Origin of the sequence: Corynebacterium sp. ACRPE (assembly GCF_022347435.1) — a bacterium.
In the GTDB taxonomy this organism is placed as follows: Bacteria; Actinomycetota; Actinomycetes; order Mycobacteriales; family Mycobacteriaceae; genus Corynebacterium; species Corynebacterium tuberculostearicum_D.
Genome location: NZ_JAKRNA010000017.1, coordinates 22,463 through 40,911, shown reverse-complemented (window position 1 = coordinate 40,911; position 18,449 = coordinate 22,463). Strand labels below are relative to the sequence as shown.

At 64.6% G+C, this 18,449-nt stretch carries 18 protein-coding genes and 1 tRNA gene; 14 read left to right on the top strand and 5 right to left on the bottom strand.

The annotated features are described in order from the left end of the window. Window positions 1-180: 180 nt before the first annotated feature. The 9 genes from ssd to MHY13_RS08805 are packed head-to-tail and all read left to right on the top strand — an operon-like array spanning window position 181 to window position 5,243. Window positions 181-1,248 carry a septum site-determining protein Ssd gene (gene ssd, locus MHY13_RS08845; protein WP_239282897.1) on the top strand — a complete coding sequence of 356 codons (1,068 nt, stop codon included), beginning with the start codon at window positions 181-183 and terminating at the stop codon, window positions 1,246-1,248. Further along, window positions 1,245-2,423 (top strand): TadA family conjugal transfer-associated ATPase, encoded by a 1,179-nt coding sequence (locus MHY13_RS08840; RefSeq protein WP_239282896.1) that lies wholly within the window; start codon window positions 1,245-1,247, stop codon window positions 2,421-2,423. The genes ssd and MHY13_RS08840 overlap by 4 nt, the downstream gene beginning before the upstream one ends. Continuing rightward, the gene (locus tag MHY13_RS08835) at window positions 2,416-3,204 is read left to right on the top strand and encodes a type II secretion protein F (RefSeq protein WP_239282895.1); all 789 of its coding nucleotides are present in this window, start codon (window positions 2,416-2,418) and stop codon (window positions 3,202-3,204) included. The genes MHY13_RS08840 and MHY13_RS08835 overlap by 8 nt, the downstream gene beginning before the upstream one ends. Further along, entirely contained in the window at window positions 3,201-3,797 is a 597-nt protein-coding gene (locus MHY13_RS08830; RefSeq protein WP_239282894.1) for a type II secretion system F family protein, read from the top strand. The genes MHY13_RS08835 and MHY13_RS08830 overlap by 4 nt, the downstream gene beginning before the upstream one ends. A 24-nt stretch (window positions 3,798-3,821) precedes the next feature. Further along, a complete protein-coding gene (locus MHY13_RS08825) occupies window positions 3,822-4,010 on the top strand; it encodes a DUF4244 domain-containing protein (protein WP_005327144.1) in 189 nt (62 codons plus the stop codon). A 55-nt stretch (window positions 4,011-4,065) separates the two neighbouring features. Continuing rightward, window positions 4,066-4,380, top strand: coding sequence for a hypothetical protein (locus tag MHY13_RS08820; protein WP_005323101.1), 315 nt, complete (start codon window positions 4,066-4,068; stop codon window positions 4,378-4,380). Continuing rightward, window positions 4,373-4,699, top strand: a complete 327-nt coding sequence (locus MHY13_RS08815; RefSeq protein ID WP_005323100.1) for an Rv3654c family TadE-like protein — start codon at window positions 4,373-4,375, stop codon at window positions 4,697-4,699. Before MHY13_RS08820 ends, MHY13_RS08815 begins: the two co-directional genes overlap by 8 nt. After that, window positions 4,696-5,049, top strand: coding sequence for a hypothetical protein (locus tag MHY13_RS08810; RefSeq protein ID WP_239230240.1), 354 nt, complete (start codon window positions 4,696-4,698; stop codon window positions 5,047-5,049). Before MHY13_RS08815 ends, MHY13_RS08810 begins: the two co-directional genes overlap by 4 nt. Then, on the top strand, window positions 5,046-5,243 hold the full coding sequence (locus MHY13_RS08805) for a hypothetical protein (RefSeq protein WP_239282893.1): 198 nt from the start codon (window positions 5,046-5,048) through the stop codon (window positions 5,241-5,243). The genes MHY13_RS08810 and MHY13_RS08805 overlap by 4 nt, the downstream gene beginning before the upstream one ends. A 7-nt stretch (window positions 5,244-5,250) precedes the next feature. On the opposite strand, the gene MHY13_RS08800 is transcribed toward MHY13_RS08805, so the two are convergent. Continuing rightward, window positions 5,251-7,614 carry a DEAD/DEAH box helicase gene (locus tag MHY13_RS08800; RefSeq protein ID WP_239282892.1) on the bottom strand — a complete coding sequence of 788 codons (2,364 nt, stop codon included), beginning with the start codon at window positions 7,612-7,614 and terminating at the stop codon, window positions 5,251-5,253. A gap of 175 nt (window positions 7,615-7,789) precedes the next feature. Here MHY13_RS08800 and MHY13_RS08795 point away from each other — a divergent pair, with 175 nt between their 5' ends. Then, window positions 7,790-7,993 carry a cold-shock protein gene (locus MHY13_RS08795; RefSeq protein ID WP_204610420.1) on the top strand — a complete coding sequence of 68 codons (204 nt, stop codon included), beginning with the start codon at window positions 7,790-7,792 and terminating at the stop codon, window positions 7,991-7,993. 30 nt (window positions 7,994-8,023) lie between these two features. Here the strand turns inward: MHY13_RS08795 and MHY13_RS08790 are convergent, their stop codons facing one another. Then, window positions 8,024-8,653 carry a DedA family protein gene (locus tag MHY13_RS08790; RefSeq protein WP_005327150.1) on the bottom strand — a complete coding sequence of 210 codons (630 nt, stop codon included), beginning with the start codon at window positions 8,651-8,653 and terminating at the stop codon, window positions 8,024-8,026. A 248-nt stretch (window positions 8,654-8,901) separates the two neighbouring features. On the opposite strand from MHY13_RS08790, the gene topA reads away from it, so the two are divergent. Together topA and MHY13_RS08780 are read left to right on the top strand one after the other, a co-directional pair. Next, a complete protein-coding gene (topA, locus tag MHY13_RS08785; RefSeq protein ID WP_239282891.1) occupies window positions 8,902-11,877 on the top strand; it encodes a type I DNA topoisomerase in 2,976 nt (991 codons plus the stop codon). Between the two features lie 18 nt (window positions 11,878-11,895). After that, window positions 11,896-12,492: a hypothetical protein gene (locus tag MHY13_RS08780; RefSeq protein WP_239282890.1), complete on the top strand. Its 597-nt coding sequence runs from the start codon at window positions 11,896-11,898 to the stop codon at window positions 12,490-12,492. Here MHY13_RS08780 and MHY13_RS08775 read toward each other — a convergent pair. Then, window positions 12,442-13,680 (bottom strand): DUF418 domain-containing protein, encoded by a 1,239-nt coding sequence (locus tag MHY13_RS08775; RefSeq protein WP_239282889.1) that lies wholly within the window; start codon window positions 13,678-13,680, stop codon window positions 12,442-12,444. The two genes, MHY13_RS08780 and MHY13_RS08775, sit on opposite strands and share 51 nt — an antisense overlap. Before the next feature lie 12 nt (window positions 13,681-13,692). Beyond that, window positions 13,693-15,225 carry an adenylate/guanylate cyclase domain-containing protein gene (locus MHY13_RS08770; RefSeq protein ID WP_239282888.1) on the bottom strand — a complete coding sequence of 511 codons (1,533 nt, stop codon included), beginning with the start codon at window positions 15,223-15,225 and terminating at the stop codon, window positions 13,693-13,695. Here MHY13_RS08770 and MHY13_RS08765 point away from each other — a divergent pair. Together MHY13_RS08765 and MHY13_RS08760 are read left to right on the top strand one after the other, a co-directional pair. Beyond that, the gene (locus MHY13_RS08765; protein WP_239282887.1) at window positions 15,224-16,462 is read left to right on the top strand and encodes a DNA polymerase III subunit delta'; all 1,239 of its coding nucleotides are present in this window, start codon (window positions 15,224-15,226) and stop codon (window positions 16,460-16,462) included. The genes MHY13_RS08770 and MHY13_RS08765 overlap by 2 nt on opposite strands. Window positions 16,463-16,538: 76 nt before the next feature. Further along, window positions 16,539-16,614: transfer RNA gene (locus tag MHY13_RS08760), tRNA-Thr, on the top strand. 69 nt (window positions 16,615-16,683) lie between these two features. Here MHY13_RS08760 and MHY13_RS08755 read toward each other — a convergent pair. Next, window positions 16,684-18,306: an AMP-binding protein gene (locus tag MHY13_RS08755; protein ID WP_239282886.1), complete on the bottom strand. Its 1,623-nt coding sequence runs from the start codon at window positions 18,304-18,306 to the stop codon at window positions 16,684-16,686. Between the last annotated feature and the right edge of the window lie 143 nt (window positions 18,307-18,449).

Sequence of the window (18,449 nt, the reverse complement as noted above, 5' to 3'; positions counted from 1 at the left end):
CGCACACCCCCCGATGCGCGGGCCGTCACCTATATCTACCGCCGTGCGGAGCGGGTTATCCACAGATTTTTGGTTGAAACGACAACCAAACTAGGTCCACATGGTGACGTCTGGCGGGTTATCCACAACGCTGCTGCCAGAGCCTCGCTGCGGTTGCGCGACTGCTTCAGGCTATGAGGCATGAACGCATTACACCCTGATTCCGCCGTCATCGTTGTCGCCATTGGTGACGAAGCGCTGCGCGCCGAGGCCGTTCACGCCGCGGCTGCGACCAGCCACGATGTGCTGACCGTAACCGATCCCCGCGATATCCCTCGCAGCCTGCCCGGCGCCTATGCGGTGCTGGTTGATTCCCTTATGGCCCGCGTGGTGGCAGCAGCGCGGCGCACCCACACCGCGCCTGCGCCGGTGCTTTTCCTGGCCGCGGACCCCGGACCGATTGATTACGAGGCGGCGCTCGCCTGCCACGCGGAGAGCGCCTTTATCATCCCCGCCCAGGTGAAGGAGTTGCTGGCGAGCATTGCCGCGGCGGGCGCGCCGCAGGAAGCGCGGCCGGGCAGTGCGACCATCGCAGTGGTGGGCGCGAGCGGTGGGGTGGGTGCTTCTACCTTCGCGGCCGCGCTGGCCCGCACCCAGTGCGCAGCCGACGGTCGCGCATTGCTTATCGACGCCCACCCATACTCCGGCGGCCTCGACCTCCTGCTCGGCGTAGAAGCGGAACCGGGGGCGCGCTGGCCGGAGCTTACCGTGGGCGATGGCAGCATCGATGCCGCCGATCTCTACCGCGCGCTGCCTTCCACGCCCGATGGGGTAGCGGTGCTCTCAGCCGCGCGCAGCACCGTCGCGGATCCCTTCCGCTTGGACAAGGACCTGCTTGCCCGGGTGGTAGGGGCGGCCCATGCGGGCGAAGGGGTATGCGTGGTGGATTGCACCCCGGAGACCATCCCGGATGCCTGTACCCACGTGGTCATCGTGGTGGCCGCGGAGGTGCGATCGGCCGCGTCGGCCGCGCAACTTCTGGTGCGTCTCGATGCCGCGCGGCGCAGGTGCGTGGTGGTGCTGCGGCAACGCCAGTGGGCGTCGTTAAGCGCGGCCGAAGTAGAACGCATCGTCCACAGCACGGTGCTGGCAGAATTGCCGACGCTCCGGGGCCTCACCCGCGCGGTGGAAATCGGCGGCCTGCCGCAGCGCCTCCCCGCACCCTTGCGCAAGGCCGCCCGCGCGGTCCTCGAGGAGGTCGGCGTATGAGCGAGCATAAAGCAGCACAAGAAACGCTGGAAAAGATGCAGCGCATCATTGCCGCCGAGCCCGAATTGGTGCATGATGCGGCAGCTCTGGCCCGGCGCATTCGCGCAGAAGCCGGCGTGATTAGTGACGTTGCAGTGCTCGACCTGCTGCGCCGCCTGCGCCAAGACGCCACCGGCATGGGCCCGCTCGATGCGGTGCTGGGGCGCGAGGGCGTTACAGACGTCGTAGTCAACGGGCCACACGCGGTATTCATGGACCGCGGCGAAGGCCTTGAGCGCACCGATATCACCTTCCGCGATGATGCCGAGGTCCGCCAGCTGGCCAGCCGGCTTGCGGCAGCTTCAGGCACGCGCCTCGATGATGCGCAGCCCTTTGCCGATGGCCGCGTCACTCGCCCCGATGGTGTCGTATTGCGCGTCCACGCACTGCTGAGCCCGCCCGCGGTTGCCGGGACTTGCCTGAGCCTGCGCGTATTGCGCCAAGCGCAGACCACCCTGCCCCAGCTGGTAGACAATGGCACGCTGCCTGACGACATCGCGGCACTGCTGCGCGCCGTGGTGGACAAGCGGATTTCCTTCCTCGTCATCGGCGGCACCGGTTCCGGCAAAACCACCCTGCTCTCCGCGCTTTTGGGAACCGTCTCCGAGCGCGAACGCATCCTCGTTATCGAGGACACCGCCGAGCTCTCCCCGCACCACCCGCACTGCGTCAGCGTGGTCTCGCGCCGGGCCAACGCGGAGGGAAGTGGCGAGGTCACGATGTCACAACTGCTGCGCCAAGCGCTGCGCATGCGGCCGGACCGCATCGTGGTGGGCGAGATCCGCGGCCGCGAGGTGGTGGACCTCCTCGCCGCGCTCAACACCGGCCACGACGGCGGCGCCGGCACGCTGCACGCCAATTCCCTCTTTGAAGTACCAGCCCGCATGGAGGCGCTCGCCGCCCTCGGCGGCGTGGACCGCGCGGCGCTGCATTCGCAATTGGCGGCGGCTGTGCACATGGTGCTGACCATGGAGCGCACCCCGCAGGGCCGCCGCCTCGCCCATATCGGTGTGCTCGAGGGAATCCCAGTGACCCCGCGCATCATCTGGAGCGCCGAAGATGGCCCGGCAGACGGCTTCGCGGAATTCTCCGCGCAGCTGCTGGGAGAGCCTGCCGGGGAGGCCAGCCATGCTTAGCTACCTCTTCCTTGCCGCTGCGCTGCTTATACCCGCGCCCTCGAGTGCCGGCCGCTTGGCCTCAGCCACGCGCCGGGCACAGACCAGCTCCGTGGTTATCCTAGGCGCAGTCTTTTGCGGCAGCCTGGTCTTCTACTCGGTGGGACGCATCAGCATCGCCATCGCCGCCGCCATTATCGCGTGGTGCGTGTCCTGGTACGTCAAAGACCTAGTGGCCGCGCGGGCAGAGCGGCGCGGCCGCGAGGGGCTGGCCGCCTACCTGGGCGTGGTCACCGCGGACCTGCGTGCAGGGGCGACCTTGGCTGGGGCGCTCGCCCGCGGCGTGGAGTCCATGCCAGCCACCACCCCGCGCGAGGTATCCGTCGCCCTGGAATCCACGGCCGCCCTCGCCACGCGCGGTGCGCCGCCGCACATGGCGCTGATAGAAGCGCAGGGCGGCAAGGCTCTGACAGAGCTTCACCGCTTAGGTCACTTATTAGAGCTATCCACCTACCACGGCATAGCGGTGGCCAGCTTGCTCGACCAAGCCCAAAGCCGCCTCGACGCTTCCCGACGCCACCAGCAATCCACCGCCGCTAGCCTGCAAGGCCCCCAAGCCACCGCCACGGTGCTCGCATGCCTGCCCATAGCCGGCATCGCCATGGGCGGGGCCATGGGTGCCAACTCCCTCGGCTTCCTTTTAGGCGGCGGATTAGGCGGCATTCTCCTCGTGGTGGGTGTGGCGCTGGCCTGTGGCGGATTCGCCTGGTCGCGCGTCATTATCCGGAAGGCGGCCGCATGACCCCGCTCATCTTTATCGCCCTCGCCGCCTTTGTCGGCCTGCCGTCGCACACCGCCCGTTTGGCACCTGCCAGCGCAACCGAGACCACCGCCAAGACCCCGCGCGATGGCCCGACCGCACGCGGGGGACTGATAAGCAAGCTCAAGCCCGCCGCACCGCTGGATCCACTGGCAGTAGCTGGCGACGTCGAGCTCTTCGCAGCGTGCCTGGCCGCAGGGCTTTCCGTACATGGCGCCACCACCGCGGTGGCCCGCACCGCGGATGCCCAGACTAAGGAACTGTGGGAGACCGTCGCCGCGCTGCTCGGCGTGGGCGTTCCCGCGCACTCCGCGTGGGGCCACATGAAGGGCCATGCGGGGCTGGAGGACTTAGCGCAGCTTGTCATCATGTCGGGCCAATCCGGCGCCACCATCGCGGCCGGGTGCCATCGAATCTGTACTTCTTTGCGCGCGGAAGCATCCGCCCACGCCACGGCGCAGGCGGAGCGCGCAGGAGTATTTATCGCCCTCCCGCTGGCGGTGTGCTTCCTGCCAGCATTCATCGTTCTAGGCCTTGCGCCCGTAGTCATCAGTTTGGGCGCGCAACTTCTCTAAACCTCACATGAAAGGACACTAATCATGCACGCACTAAATAAGTATTCCCAGCTCATCCGCAATGACGAGGGGATGAGCACCATCGAATATGCCATGGGATCTTTGGCGGCCGCCGCGCTTGCCGGGGTGCTCTACATGGTCATCAACGGCGGCGGGGTGGTCGATGCCATCGAGGGCATCATTACCGACGCCCTCTCGAATACCCCGAGCTAGCGCCGCTCTTTAACCGCGGCCGGCGGGCCCAGCCTGCCGGCAGAAAGGAGGAATGATGCACAGGGTATTTGATGACGATGGCTCCGTGACCATCGAGGCCGCCTTGGCTTTAAGCTCCCTGGTCTTGGTCGCGGCGGGAATCGTGGGTGCCATTGCCACGCTGGCATCCTATATCGCCGCGGTGGACATGGCGGGCGCGGCCGCGCGTTCGCACGCCATCGGCGTCGAATACCATCCCCCGCGCGAGGATGCCCAGGTCAGCGTGGAAGAAAGCGGTGGGTTGGTGAGGGCGTCGGTAAGCGTCGATGCCCCCGTCGGCACCATGCGCTCCGAGGCGGTATTTCCGGCCGAGGTGGGCGGAAATGAGTAGGCCGAGGCGCTGCGGCGAGGAAGGCTATGCCACCATTGCCGCGGCCGGTATCATCGTCGCCATAGTGAGCCTGCTGCTTATCGTGGCGGCAGTGGGCTCGCGCGTGGCCGCGCGCCACGAGGCCCAAGTGGCGGCCGACCTCGCGGCGGTTGCCGGTGCCTGGGCCCTCGCTACGGGTGAAGATGCTTGTACCGCCGCGCGCGATACCGCCGAGCTTAACGACGCCACCTTAGAAACCTGCACCGAATCCGGCCGCGACGTCATCGTCACCGCTGCGGTCCGTGGCCGGTCCACTCAAGCGAAGGCGGGGCCGGTATGAGCTGGCAGGAAGCAGTAGTGCGCCTTATCCCCACCGCAGTGGCAGCCGTAGCAGGCTTCATTGCTTGGCGGGAATATCGCCGAAAGGTACGCGAAGAAATCAAATCGGATCATAGGCGGGAACAAGATAGATGGTGGGGAATTGTGCAGTGGTGTATCGATAAGACTGACTCGGCGGAAAGAGCCGAAAAAATTACTGGATGGTATTTTCTCCCCACAATTCTGGGATTATTATCGGACGTTGAAGGAGATTCCCCTTTTATCAACACACTGTGGGATTTTGCCCAAGAGTTTAAAGAGGGTGAGCTCGACAAATCTGCCCCGAAAAAAGAAAGAGGCGATGCTCCATGAGACATCCGCAAGGCTCGCCTTTTTATGAGCCGGATCCGGAAGTGCGGCGCACTCGCGCACGTGCAGCGGCGGAAATTCAGCGCATAATTTTGGAGCGGTTCCCTCATCGGCGTGAGGAGCTGTTGCAGCGCAGCGCGGACTATGAACACGCGCGGGCGCAGCGAGTAAATGAAGAAAAAGGCAAAACCGCTTAAGTTGAGGCTAGCCCTGCGTCATGGTGACCAGCGCACCCAGTAGCTTGATGGCGCCGTCCTTGCTCAGCGGATTGTTTCCGTTTCCGCACTTGGGCGACTGGACGCACGACGGGCACCCGGCTTCGCACGGACAAGAGCGCACCGCCTCGAAGGTAGCCTCGATCCATTCGGGGAAGCGGCGAAAGCCCTCCTCAGCAAAACCGGCGCCGCCGGGGTGGCCGTCGTAGACAAAGACGGTGGGCAGCTGCGTATCGGGGTGCAACGCGGTGGAGACGCCGCCAATGTCCCAGCGGTCGCAGGTGGCGATAAGCGGTAATAGGCCAATGGCGGCGTGCTCGGCCGCGTGCAGCGTGCCAGGAGTATCGGAGGCCGTCACACCCATGGCGGAAAGCGCCACCGGATCGATGGTGTAGGCCACCGCCCGGGTGACCAGGCGCTGTTCGGGGAGATCGAGGGGGATGTCATCGCCAATGGTGCCGTCGGCAAGCCGCACCTGGTAGCCGGTGACGCGGTCGGTGACCTCCACTTCCACGTCCGCCACCCACAGCCCCGGGGAGTAATTGACCAGGTTATCGGCCTCGCGCAGGATGCGGATATCCGTGGTGGAGCGCGGAGTCGTGGAATAGTCCGGGGCCTCGGGCCGAGCCAGTGCCAGGTAATCGCTGAGGATGAGCCCCTCGATGACAAAACTTTCGCCCTGGTGCAGGTACACCGCGCCGGGATGGACCTGACTAGTAGCGCGGGCGGCGTCGATGGTGCCGAGCAGGCGGCCGTCCGAAGAATCCATGATCATGACTTCCTCGCCCGCCCCGCCGCGCAGCGAAACCGCGGTATGCGCCGTTTCGGGCGAGAGTTCCTCCGGTGAATGGGCAGGGATGGGCACGGCGAACCAGCCGCGCTCGCGGCGGCGCAGCAGGCCAGACTCGGCCAGCTGGTGGACCACGTCTTGGGCGCCCCAGGCGGCAATCGTGGCATCATCCAGCGGCTTTTCCACTGCGGCGCAATAGACGTGGCCGAAGAGGATATACGGATTGGCCGGATTGAAGACGCTGGCCTCCACCGGCCGACCCAGCAGGGCCTCGGGGTGGTGGACCAGGTAGGTATCCATCGGCTCATCGCGGGCGATGAGCACTACGAGCGAGCCCTGCCCGCGGCGGCCCGCACGCCCGGCCTGCTGCCAAAAGCTTGCGACGGTCCCCGGGAAACCGGCCGTGACCACAGCATCGAGCCCACCGACGTCGATACCCAGCTCGAGGGCGGAGGTGGTGGCGACGCCGAGCAAGGAGGCGTCGTCAAGCGCGCGCTCCAACTTGCGGCGGTCCTCGGCCAGGTAACCGGCGCGGTAGGCGGCGATGCGCTGGGCAAAATCGGGCCGGCCGAGGCTACCGGAGAGCACCTCGGCCGCGCGCATGGCTACTACCTCGGCCGAGCGGCGCGAACGCACAAAGGTCATGGTGCGCGCGCCCTCGGCGATGAAGGAGGCCATCATCTCGGCCGCCTCGGTGGTGGCGGCGCGGCGCACCGGCGCCCCGTGCTCGCCCTCGGCGCCCTCGATAAAGCCCGGCTCCCATAGCGCCACGGTGCGCGCGCCGGTGGGCGCGGTGTCCTCCGTAATCGCGCGGGCGGGCCGGCCGGTAAGGCGCTGCGCATGCCGGCCCGGGTCCTTCATAGTGGCCGAGGCATAAATTACCGTCGGCCGCGAGCCATAGTGCGCGCACAGGCGCAGCAGGCGCCGCAGCACCAGCGCCACGTTCGCGCCAAAAACGCCTCGGTAGGAATGGCATTCATCAATGACGATGAACTCCAGGTGCCGCAGCAGCCGCGCCCACCGCGCGTGCGCCGCCAGCAGCGACATATGCACCATATCCGGGTTGGAGAAAATGAACCGCGAATGATCGCGCACGCCCGCGCGGGATTCCTGCGGCGTATCGCCGTCATAAGGCGAGGGCACCACGCCCTTGAGCGCCGGAATGCCCCGGCACAGCTCGAGCACCGCCTGCAGCTGGTCAGATCCCAGCGCCTTGGTGGGGGTGAGATACAGCGCGCAGGCGGTCGGCTCCTGCGCCAGCCGGCTCAAAATGGGCAGCTGGTAGCCCAGGGACTTACCCGAGGACGTACCGGTAGAAATCACCGCATCCTCGCCGGCCCAGGCCGCCTGCGCCAGCTCCGCTTGGTGGCTATACAGCTTGCCGACGCCCCCTTCGACCAGCTTCTCCTTCAACTCCGGCAGCACCCATTCGGGCCACTCGGCATACTGCGCACGCTGCGGCGGCAGGGTGGTGTGAAATGTGAGAGTGGCCTCATCGAGGCGGCGCTGGATGAACTCGAGCAGCTCTTCTCCCAGGGGATTATCCGTTTCCGGGTGAGCCATTTTTACCCCCTCGTGGGTTAGGCCTATCGCTTTGGCGTGGAACGTGTCACACTGATATGAGGCCAATGATGTCTTGGTGCGGTGTTTACACTTTAAGGTACTGCTAAAGGACGCATTTACCGAACCCCTCGGCGCGGAATCGCCGCACCGCTAATCAAGAAAAGGACTGCACACCATGGCACAAGGAACCGTTAAGTGGTTTAACTCTGAAAAGGGCTACGGCTTCATCGAACGCGCGGACGGCGAAGGCGATATCTTCGTCCACTACTCCGAGATCCAGGGCAGCGGCTTTCGCACCCTAGAAGAAAACCAGCAGGTCACCTTCGAGGTAGGCTCCGGCCCGAAGGGCGAGCAGGCCCAGTCCGTGTCCGTAGTTTAGGCGGCCGGTTGCCTCGCTCAGGTCTTCCCGCTACGGCGTTTCGGCGTAGCCGCGCCGGGTATCCCACCACTCGGTGAACTTATTCTGCAGTTTCTGCAGGCCCACGCCGATGATGACGGCGGCGATGATGCTGACCACCACGGCCAGCACCGGCGAATTGGAAAAGGCCATGCCGCCCAGGTAGCCAATGGCGAGCGCCTCGGCCGCCCAGAGCGCGACGCCGATGGTGTCGAAGAAGACAAAGACGAGCCACGGGAAGCGCATCGACCCCAACAGGATGGTCATAAACAGGCGCGCTGAAGGAATGAAGCGGGCAATAATAATGGCCGCACCGCCGCCGCGACGCATATTGCGCTTGACCCACTTGAGCCCCTCGTAGGCCTTCGATCCCTTAGGTACGCGCTGGAGCAGGGGCATGAAGCGCGTGCCCAGCAGGAAACAGAGATTATCGCCCATCATGGCGGCAATGAGCGCCACGAAAAACATGGTGGGCAGGTGCGGAAAGCCCTGGGAGCCGGACCAGGCGCCGGCCATATTGAGCGGGATTTCAGAAGGCAGCACGGGGAAGAAGCAGTCACCAAAGATCAGTACGCCCACCAGCGGGTAGATCCACTCTGTGGACATGACGGTTTCGATCCACATAGTGATGGTGTCAACCATGAATACTCCCCGGGCGTCGTCTTGGGTGTGCTATCGTGCCCCACAATGCTTTCACAGCTACTGGGCGTTCTAAGTAGGCCAGTATAGACCCGTTCCGTGGGGGTACATAGTGCCCCTGAAAACGGCCTTTTGGCAGAACCGCGTATATGGTGCGAGAAAGGAAACGCAGATCAACTGTGTACGCTAGGGGCGATTGCTGAAAGCGTGCATACCTTATTGTTCGCATCATCGAAAGGGATGAAGTCGAAGTGGCAGAAGCAGCCGGGCCGGGAAAGACCTTGGTGATCGTCGAGTCGGCGACGAAGGCGAAGAAGATTCAGCCTTACCTCGGAGACAACTACATCGTGGAGGCCTCCGTGGGTCATATCCGCGATCTTCCCCGTGGCGCTGCGGACGTGCCGGCTAAGTATAAGAAGGAATCCTGGGCGCGCCTCGGCGTGAACCCGGAGGATGACTTCGCACCGCTGTATGTGGTGAGCCCCGATAAAAAGAAGAAGGTCGCGGACCTCAAGTCCAAGCTGAAGCAGTGCGACCAGCTCTACCTCGCAACAGACCCCGACCGCGAGGGCGAGGCCATCGCCTGGCACCTACTCGAGGTGCTCAAGCCCAAGGTTCCGGTGCGCCGCATGGTCTTTAACGAGATCACCAAGTCCGCGATCCTGGAGGCCGCGGACAATACCCGCGATCTGGATTACAATCTTATCGACGCCCAGGAAACCCGCCGCATCCTCGACCGTCTCTACGGCTATGAGGTCTCCCCGGTGCTGTGGAAGAAGGTCATGCCGCGGCTTTCTGCCGGCCGCGTGCAGTCGGTGGCCACCCGCGTCATCGTCGAGCGCGAGCGCGAGCGCATGGCGTTCATCCCGGCCGACTACTGGGACCTGGCCGCCACGCTAGATACCGGCGCTGCGGATGCGGACAACCCTGCTACTTTCGACGCCCGCCTCACGGCCGTCAATAGCAAGCGCGTGGCCTTGGGCCGCGACTTTGATGACCGCGGAAACGTCAAGAGCAAAGACGTCATCGTCATCACCGAGCCACAGGCTAAGGCGCTGGAAACAGCGCTGCGCGGTGCGGATATGCAGGTCGCTGGGGTCGAACACAAGCCCTATACGCGCAAGCCCTATGCGCCGTTTATGACCTCCACGCTGCAGCAGGAGGCCGGACGCCGCCTGCACTTTACCTCTGAGCGCACCATGCGCATTGCGCAGCGACTGTACGAAAACGGCCACATTACTTATATGCGTACGGACTCCACTTCGCTCTCCAAGCAGGGCCTGTCCGCCGCGCGCAACTCCGCTACCAGCATCTATGGCGCAGAGTACGTCTCTGATTCCCCGCGTGTATATGACCGCAAGGTGAAAAACTCCCAGGAGGCTCACGAGGCCATCCGCCCGGCCGGCGAGTCCTTCGCCACCCCGGGCCAGCTCTCCGGCCAGTTGGATGCGGAGGAGTTTAAGCTCTATGACCTGATTTGGAAGCGCACCGTCGCCTCGCAGATGGCCGATGCGAAGGGAACCTCCATGAAGGTCACCGTAGCCGGCACCGCCGCCACCGATAAGGGCAGCTACGACGTGGAATTTTCCGCCACCGGCCGCACCATTACCTTCCCCGGCTTCCTGAAGGCCTACGGTGCGGACGACGCCAAGGGTGACAAGAAGGGCGAGACCCGCCTGCCACACTTGGAAGAGGGCCGCGGCCTGACTGCCAAGGAGGTCTCCGCCGAGGGCCACTCCACCAACCCGCCGGCGCGCTATACCGAGGCCAGCCTGGTCAAGAAGATGGAGGACCTGGGAATCGGCCGCCCGTCCACCTACGCGTCCATCATCAAGACCATCCAGGACCGCGGCTATGTGGTCTCGCGCGGCAATGCGCTGGTGCCTTCGTGGGTTGCCTTCGCCGTCGTAGGCCTGTTGGAGGAAAACTTCACCGAGTTGGTGGATTATGACTTCACCTCTTCCATGGAAGACGAGCTAGACCAGATTGCCACCGGCATCGAGGACGGCACCGCCTGGCTTAACGGCTTCTACTTTGGCAACGCCGAGGCCAACGAGCAGAAGGTGGCTTCCATTGCCCGCCACGGCGGCTTGAAGTCGCTTATCGACGTCAACCTGGAAGCCATCGACGCCCGCAAGGTCAACTCCCTGCGCCTCTATACCGACACCGAGGGCCGCGACGTCTTTGTCCGCGTAGGCCGCTACGGCCCGTATATTGAGCGCGCCGTTGGCACTAATGACGACGGCAGCATCGAGTACCAGCGCGCTAACCTGTCCGAAACCGTCACCCCAGACGGCCTGAACGAGGAGCTGGCGGAAAAGCTCTTCGCCACCCCGCAGGGCGGCCGCGAGCTGGGCGAGAACCCAGAAAACGGCCGCATGATCGTGGCCAAGGAAGGCCGCTTCGGCCCGTATGTCACCGAAATCGTCCGCGAGGATGAGCGAGAGAAGGCCGAGGGTGAGGCCGAGGAGGTCGTCGCCGAGGAGCGCGCCGAGGAAGACAAGCAACGCGCCGAGGAAGGAAAACGCGCCAAGAACTGGGAAACCAAGACGGCCGCAAAGCAGAAGGAAAAGCGCGTCAAGGAGTACATCGAGAACAAGCTCAAGCCGGGTACGGCTTCGCTATTTAGCTCCATGGAACCGTCCACCGTGACTTTGGAGGAGGCCCTCAAGCTGCTTTCCCTGCCGCGCGAGGTGGGCGAGGACGACGGCGTGATGATCACCGCGCAGAACGGCCGCTACGGCCCGTATCTGAAGAAGGGTACCGATTCGCGCTCGCTGGCTAAGGAAGAGCAGATCTTCACCGTCACCTTGGACGAGGCCCGCCGCATCTACGCCGAGCCGAAGCGTCGCGGCCGCGCAGCGGCCCAGCCGCCGATTAAGCAGCTGGGCGATAACGACGTCTCCGGCAAGCCCATGACCGTCAAAGACGGCCGCTTCGGCCCCTATGTCACCGATGGCACCACCAATGCCTCCCTGCGCCGCGGCGATGACCCGGAGCAGCTTACCGACGCCCGCGCGAACGAACTCCTTTCCGAGCGCCGCGCCAAGGAAGCTTCCGGCGAGACCAAGAAGAAGTCCACCAAGAAGTCCTCTAAGAAGACGACGAAAAAGAAGGCAACCAAGAAGGCCACCAAAAAGTCCACGAAGAAGGCTGGAAAGAAGGCGACTAAGAAGCCTTCGCCCGGCACGAAGAACGTGGTAAAGGCCGGCTCGCGCAAGAAGTAACCGCGTAAGGTGGCGGGCATGAACGATTTTCTTGTCCGCACCCGAGAAGGCGCCGCGGCTCTGTGGCGCGCCGTCACCGATATCAGTGCACGGCCGCAGGTTCTGGCCTCGGTTCGCGAAGAACCCGCCGTAGGCGCCGGAGTTGTAGCCGCAGCTATTGGCCAGGTGGAAAAGGCCCGCCGGCTCACCCGTCCTTCGGCGCTTGGCGTGGCGGCTGTAACGGCGAACCACGCCGCCTATGCGTGGAGCCTCTATCGCCGCGGCGCGCGCAATGATGCCCTAGGCTGGGGCCTGCGCGCGGCAGCATGGGGCGCGGGCGTTGCCGCCGCTCGCACACAGCCGACGGCCGCTGCGGTCGCGGTGGGCGGCGCGGCCGTGCTCACGACCTCGGCTTTGGCGGGAGACCCAGCGCTGCGCACCGAGGCCGGCAAGGGCATGAGCCACGGCGCCAACCTACTCGTTGTGGCCGAGGGGCTGACGGCCCTGCGCGCGGCGCTCGCGCAGCACTATCGCGGTAAGCGGAAGCAGGGGGCGCGCCTGGTGGGCGCGGCCGAGGCGGGCGCCCTAGTTGTCGGCCACCTGCTGCTCATTGATGGCCTGTGCCGCACGCGGTAGCTGCGGCTGCATCGTCGGACCGTAGGACAGCCGGCGGTGCACCGCCTCGAAGGGGCCGCGGAGGTCGAAGGCCTCCAGCACGCAGGCCCCGATAAGCGTGGCCAACCACACCGCGAAGGCCAGCGCGGCTTGGCCGAAGGCGCCCAGATCGTGGCCGAAGTTCAGCGTGAACGGGTGCACGAGGAAGAAAAAGAGAATGGACTGCCCCACGTAGCCGCTCATGGAGCGCTTGCCCAGCGCCGCAAAAGGCCACAGCACTGTGGGCAGCGGCGCGCCGGCCGAGAGCCGCTCCTGCACCGGCTGCAGCAGCAGCGCGAGCCCGGCCAGGATGCCAGGTCCGGTAAAGACACCGATGAAAGCGTTGGCATTATTGGCTGCATTGGCCCAGCGCTGCTCGATGACCCCCAGCGTGCTCAAAGACCACAAAGTACCGATAACCACGGTAATGGCCACCGCAATGGTGACCCAACGCATGAGGGTGGGGCGGTGAGAGGGGACGTCGGCAAGCACGCCCTGGCGCGCCCACACAAAGCCCACCAGCATGACGGGCAGGTACATCAGCACAATGATCGGCGTGGCAACGGCCTGGCTGCCCAGGGTAATAAGCTGACTGAGCAGCAGATCTGGATAAGACTCGATGGTGCCTATGCCCTCCGTGGCCACCACGCCGAGGGGATCCAAGGCACCGGAAATAAAGGCCACAACCCCGCCCAGCGCGCACAGCGCAAACAGAATATAGGCAACGAGCATGAGGGTAGAATCCCGTTTGCGCAGCAGGAATGCGATGATAATTCCGGCCACGCCATAGAAGAACATAATGTCGCCCCAAAACAGCAGCACCAAGTGCACCGCGCCCATCACCGCCAAGAAGGCATAGCGCTTAGCGATGACCCCGCGCGCCGCCTGCACCGGAAACCCGCGCCGCCACAGACTCATCGCAATAAGCCCCACGCCAAAGCCGAGCAGGGTAGAAAACATGGGCAGGCCGCGGTTGTGGACAAAGAAGGCGCCAAAGACGACGGCCGCCTTATCCCACGCGCTGCCATCGATGATGCCGCCGAAATAGCTGCCCTGCCGGTCGGTGGTGATGATCCATGCCGTGGTCATATTGGCCATGGCGATGCCTAGAAGGGCCATGCCGCGTGCCACATCGGGCACGATCATGCGGGGCCGGGAAGCTGAGCTCACTGAAAAACCTCGTTATACCTCGGAACGTTCTGCCAGGGTAGCGCGGATAGGGCGAGCCAGCTGGGTCATGCGGTGACGCCCGCGCAGCTCAATGGATTTCATCATAGTCCAGCGGGCCTGCTCGGCCTCATTAGCGGTCTTGAGCGTGGCGGCGTTGGTGAGTACCTGGCCCGGGGTGTCCTTGGCCAGCTCGGTCAGGCGCGCGGTCTCGTTCACGGCGTCACCGATGACGGTGTATTCGAAGCGATCCGCGCCGCCAATGTGCCCGGCGACGACGTGCCCCGCCGCCACGCCAATGCCCGCCTGCAGCTCCAGCCCGCGCAACTCGCCGCGCAGCTCGCGGGCGGCCTGCAGGGCCATGGAAGCGGAATCATAAACATTGAGCGGCGCGCCGAAGACAGCCAGCGCAGCATCGCCCTGGAACTTATTAATGATGCCTTTATTGCGGTGCACCACCTGGACAACGTGCTCGAAGAACTTATTGAGCTCCTCCACTACCTCCTCGGGGGAGTGGTTGACGGCGAAGGTAGTAGAACCGATGACGTCAATGAAGAGCACCGCGACCTTGCGGTCCTCGCCGCCCAACTCGGGGCGCTCTTCCAGGGCGCGCTGCGCCACCTCGGCGCCGACGTAGCGGCCGAAGATATCGCGCACGCGCTGGCGCTCGCGCAGGCCGCGCATCATCTCGTTGAAACCGGCCTGCAGCACGCCCAGCTCGGACCCGTCATAGATATCGACCTCGGCATTGTTCTCGCCGCGGCGCACCCGGTTAATGGCGTCTTGGAGCTCCACGATCGGGTCCACCACGCTCATCACCGCGAAGCTAGTACCGATAAAACCGGTGGCCAGGGCGGTAAGTGCCAGGGCGGTAATGGCAGGCACGAGGTCTCCTGCGGTGCCGGAGAAGAGCCCGGTGCGCTGGGCGATGAGCACGAGCAAGATGCCCACCAGCGGCACGCCGGAGGTCATCAGCCAGGTGGAAATCAGGCGGTACTTGATGGGCGGCTCCAGGGTGGCGTCCTCGAAGCGGCGAGCCACCGCCTGGGCGGCCACCGGGCGCACGAGACGCTCTGCCTGCAGGTAGGTCAAGATGACCACCACGAGGCCGGCCAGGGTGGCGGACACGCCCACGACGAGCCCGAGGCTGGCAGCTTCCCGGCCGGAAATCACCACGGCCAGGATGATGCCGATGAGCCACACCGCGGCCGCCACCACGGATTGGTAGACGGGGATGCGCAGCACCAGGTTGCGCACCATATTCGGATCGTGCTCGTCCGGGTTGCGCTGCCAGTCCAGCACCGGGCGGAAAAGCAGCAGGGTGACGGCGATGCCGATGACCACGGCAAAGATGAGGTACACCGCGGCGACGCCCATCAGACTGGGTAGCTCGGCGGCAAAGTCCTTAATCTCCGGCATCGGTAAGAAATAGAGGACGAAGGTCATGATCGCGATGGCACCGATGAGGTTCGCGCCAAGGACTAAGGCAGCGTAGACCGGCCATTGGGTACCCATGAGCCATCGTGCGCCGCGCAGTAGTCTGTTCATGCTTTCATACTTTAGTAAGACCAGTAGGCTAGGGCGAGTGAATACCGGAAGCGTTGCGCAAAGATTGGCAGATACCCCAGGTGTGGCCCGCACTATCCTGGGCGCCGCCCGGGCAGCTCGGGGGATGCCGGGGGCAGACCCGCGGGCGATGAGCCATTCCTGGCTATTTACCGGCCCGCCGGGCTCCGGCCGTTCCTTGGCCGCCATCGATTTTGCGGCCGCGCTCATGTGCACGGACCCGGAGGAACCAGGCTGCGGCCGGTGCGAGGCCTGCCGCGCGGTGCTAGAAACCAAACAGCACACCGATCTGGTCCTCGTGGATCCGCAGGAGGTCATCATTCCCGTGGATACGGTGCGCGAGGTCATCGGCCGCGCGGCGAGCCTGCCCACGGTGGCGCCCTGGCGAGTGGTGATCTTCAATAACGCTGACCGCCTGAACAATAACGGCGCGAATGCCCTGCTCAAGACGGTGGAGGAGCCGCCGGCGCGCACCGTGATTATCATGTGCGCTCCTTCCGACGCCCCCGAGGACTTCTCCCAGACCCTTCGCTCGCGCTGCCGCCACCTCTACATTCCCTCCCCGTCGGTGGAGAGCATTACCGCCCAGTTGGTCGGCGAGGGCGCCTCGGATCACGACGCCCACTTGGCCGCCCTCACCTCCCTCCGCCACGTCGGCCGGGCGCGGCGCCTGGTCAACGATCCGGCGGTGCAAAAACGCCGCGCGGTGGCCATCAACCTGGCAGAAGAGGTCTTCCACGGCTCCCAAGGCTTCCAGGCGGTGACCTCGCTGCTGAAGCTGGTGGACTCGGAGGCGAAGGAATCACATAAGGAACAGGAAGAGGCCGAGCTGGCGAAGCTGGAACAGACCCTCGGCGTGGGTGCGAAGGGCAAAGGTGCGGCCAAGGCGCAGCGCGACGCCCGCTCCGCCATCAAGGATCTGCAGGACCAGCACAAGAAGCGGGCGAAGCGCCGCGTGATCGACAACCTGGACCTCGTGCTTGTTGATCTCTCCGGCGTCTACCGCGATGCACTCATGCAGAAGGTGGGCGCGCAGGTGGATCTCACCCACCCGGATTTTGCTGGACTTTCTGGTGAGATCGCGCAGCGCGTGAGCGAGGAAGGCCTGCTGGACTGCCAGGCGGCCATTACGCTGTGCCGCGAGCAGCTGACCCAAAACGTCGGCACGCAGATTGCCTTCGACGGGTTGGTGGGCCGCCTGCGCCGCGCGTGCCTGTAGGTGGGGCCCGATTTCTATTCCGCGGCGCCCCTAGGTTAAACTTTCTCTTGCTGCACTGGCGCATGCCGAGCAGCGTGCCGCCTTAGCTCAGTCGGTAGAGCATTTCACTCGTAATGAAAAGGTCGCGAGTTCGATTCTCGCAGGCGGCTCCACAGAGGCCGCAGGTGTATAGCCTGCGGCCTTTCGCGTTATTGGGGAAAGCGCGTTGTGGGGGCGGCGCGCTAAGCCTCGCTGTCGTTATTAAGCAGGCGCGGGACCACCTTGCCGGTGGCGTTGCGCGGAAGCTTGGCCAGGAAGTGCACGTCGCGCGGCACGGAGTGATCGGCGAGCTTGGTGCGGACCCAGTCGCGGATGGCGTCGGCGGTGAGGGCCTTTCCGGCGGCGTCGGCAGTAGGCACCGCCCACACGGCGATGCGCTGGAAGGTCTCGCTATCCTCCACGCCGCCGGCATGCACCTCGTGGATGCCGGGCATGGCCTCGAGAACCTCGGTGACGGACTGCGGGTGGACGTTTTCGCCGCCGACGATGATCATGTCATCGGCGCGGCCCACCACGTGGAGGAAGTCGTGCTCGTCGATGTAGCCCAAATCGCCGATGGAAATGAGCCCGTCCACCTTATTGAGCCGCAGGTTCGGGTTGGTATAGCCGGTCATCGCGGTGGAGTTGGTCAGGTAGATTTCTCCCACCTCGCCGCGCGGAACCGGGTGGCCCTCCTTATCGAGGATGCGCAGCTTCGTGCCCGAGGCCACGCGCCCGGCGATGGTGGGGTTGGCGGCCACCTGATCCATGGTGGCGGTCGTTGCGAGCGCGAGCTCGGTGGATCCGTACACGTTGCACAGGATGGCGCCGAAGCGCTCATTGGTCTCCTTGACCACCTCCGGGGTCAGCGCATTGCCGGCCGAGGCGATAAATTTCAGGCTCGAGGTATCGAACTCGCCGGCTGGATCCCGCTCCACCAAGCGCTTGAAAAAGATGGGGGAGGAAATCATGCCATCGAGGCGGTAGCGCTGGACGTCGTCAAGCACCTGCTCCGCGTCGAATACGCGGCGGGTGACGATGGTATTGCGCAGGCCCAGTGCAATATTGATGCAGGCCCAGCCCCAGGTATGAAAAATGGAGGCGGTGAGCTGTAGGCGCTGGTCGGCGCGCCACGGAATCGTATCCACGATGGATGCCAGCACCACCGGCAGGGTCGGCTCCGGCCGCACAATGCCCTTCGGAATGCCGGTGGTGCCGGAGGACATGAGCACAATCGGGCCGTGCTTGGGGAAGCGCGGCAGCTGCACGGCCGGTGGGTTCTTCACAATTTTATCCAGCTTCGGTAGATCGCTTGCGCCCGTATCGTGCGCGATGATGACCGGGATATCGGTGTCCACGCGGTCGATGAATTCATCATCCACGACGAGCACATTGATGCCGTTTTCCTCAATGCAGCCGGCCAGCTGCTCCGGGGAGGAGCCCACGTTGAGCAGGTAAATAGAAGCGCCCACATAGCCCTTGGCGCCGAGCGGGATGATGATGCCGCGGCCGTTGCGCGCCATGACGCCGAGGCGGATCTCGGGCAGGTCCAGCGAGCGGAGGTAGCGGGCGAAGCCCTGCGTGTGGGTGCGCAGCTGGCGGTAGGTGAGGGTGCCGTCGTCGTCGATAAGCGCCAAACGCTCCGGGCAGGCGAGGTAGCCTTGTTCGATCTCGCGCGCGGTGGTGAAGCGGTAGCGGGCCAGGTTCGGCAGGAGATTGAGCTGGGCCTTCGCGCCGCCTTGGTGGCTGACGAGTCCAGCGTTAAGAAGCGCCGGCACGAACCGGCCGAGGGCTGCAGCGTGGAATGTGAAATCAGAAAAATTCACGATCGGGAAAGCTCCAAATTAGCGAAGATAACGAAAAGATAACCATGGACGATATCGTGAGAGAGGCGGGCGGTGTTGCCGCCAACTCGAAATATGTTACAGAAGTGACTACAGTTACCTGAAGTTACTGGTGTTTCTAGAAA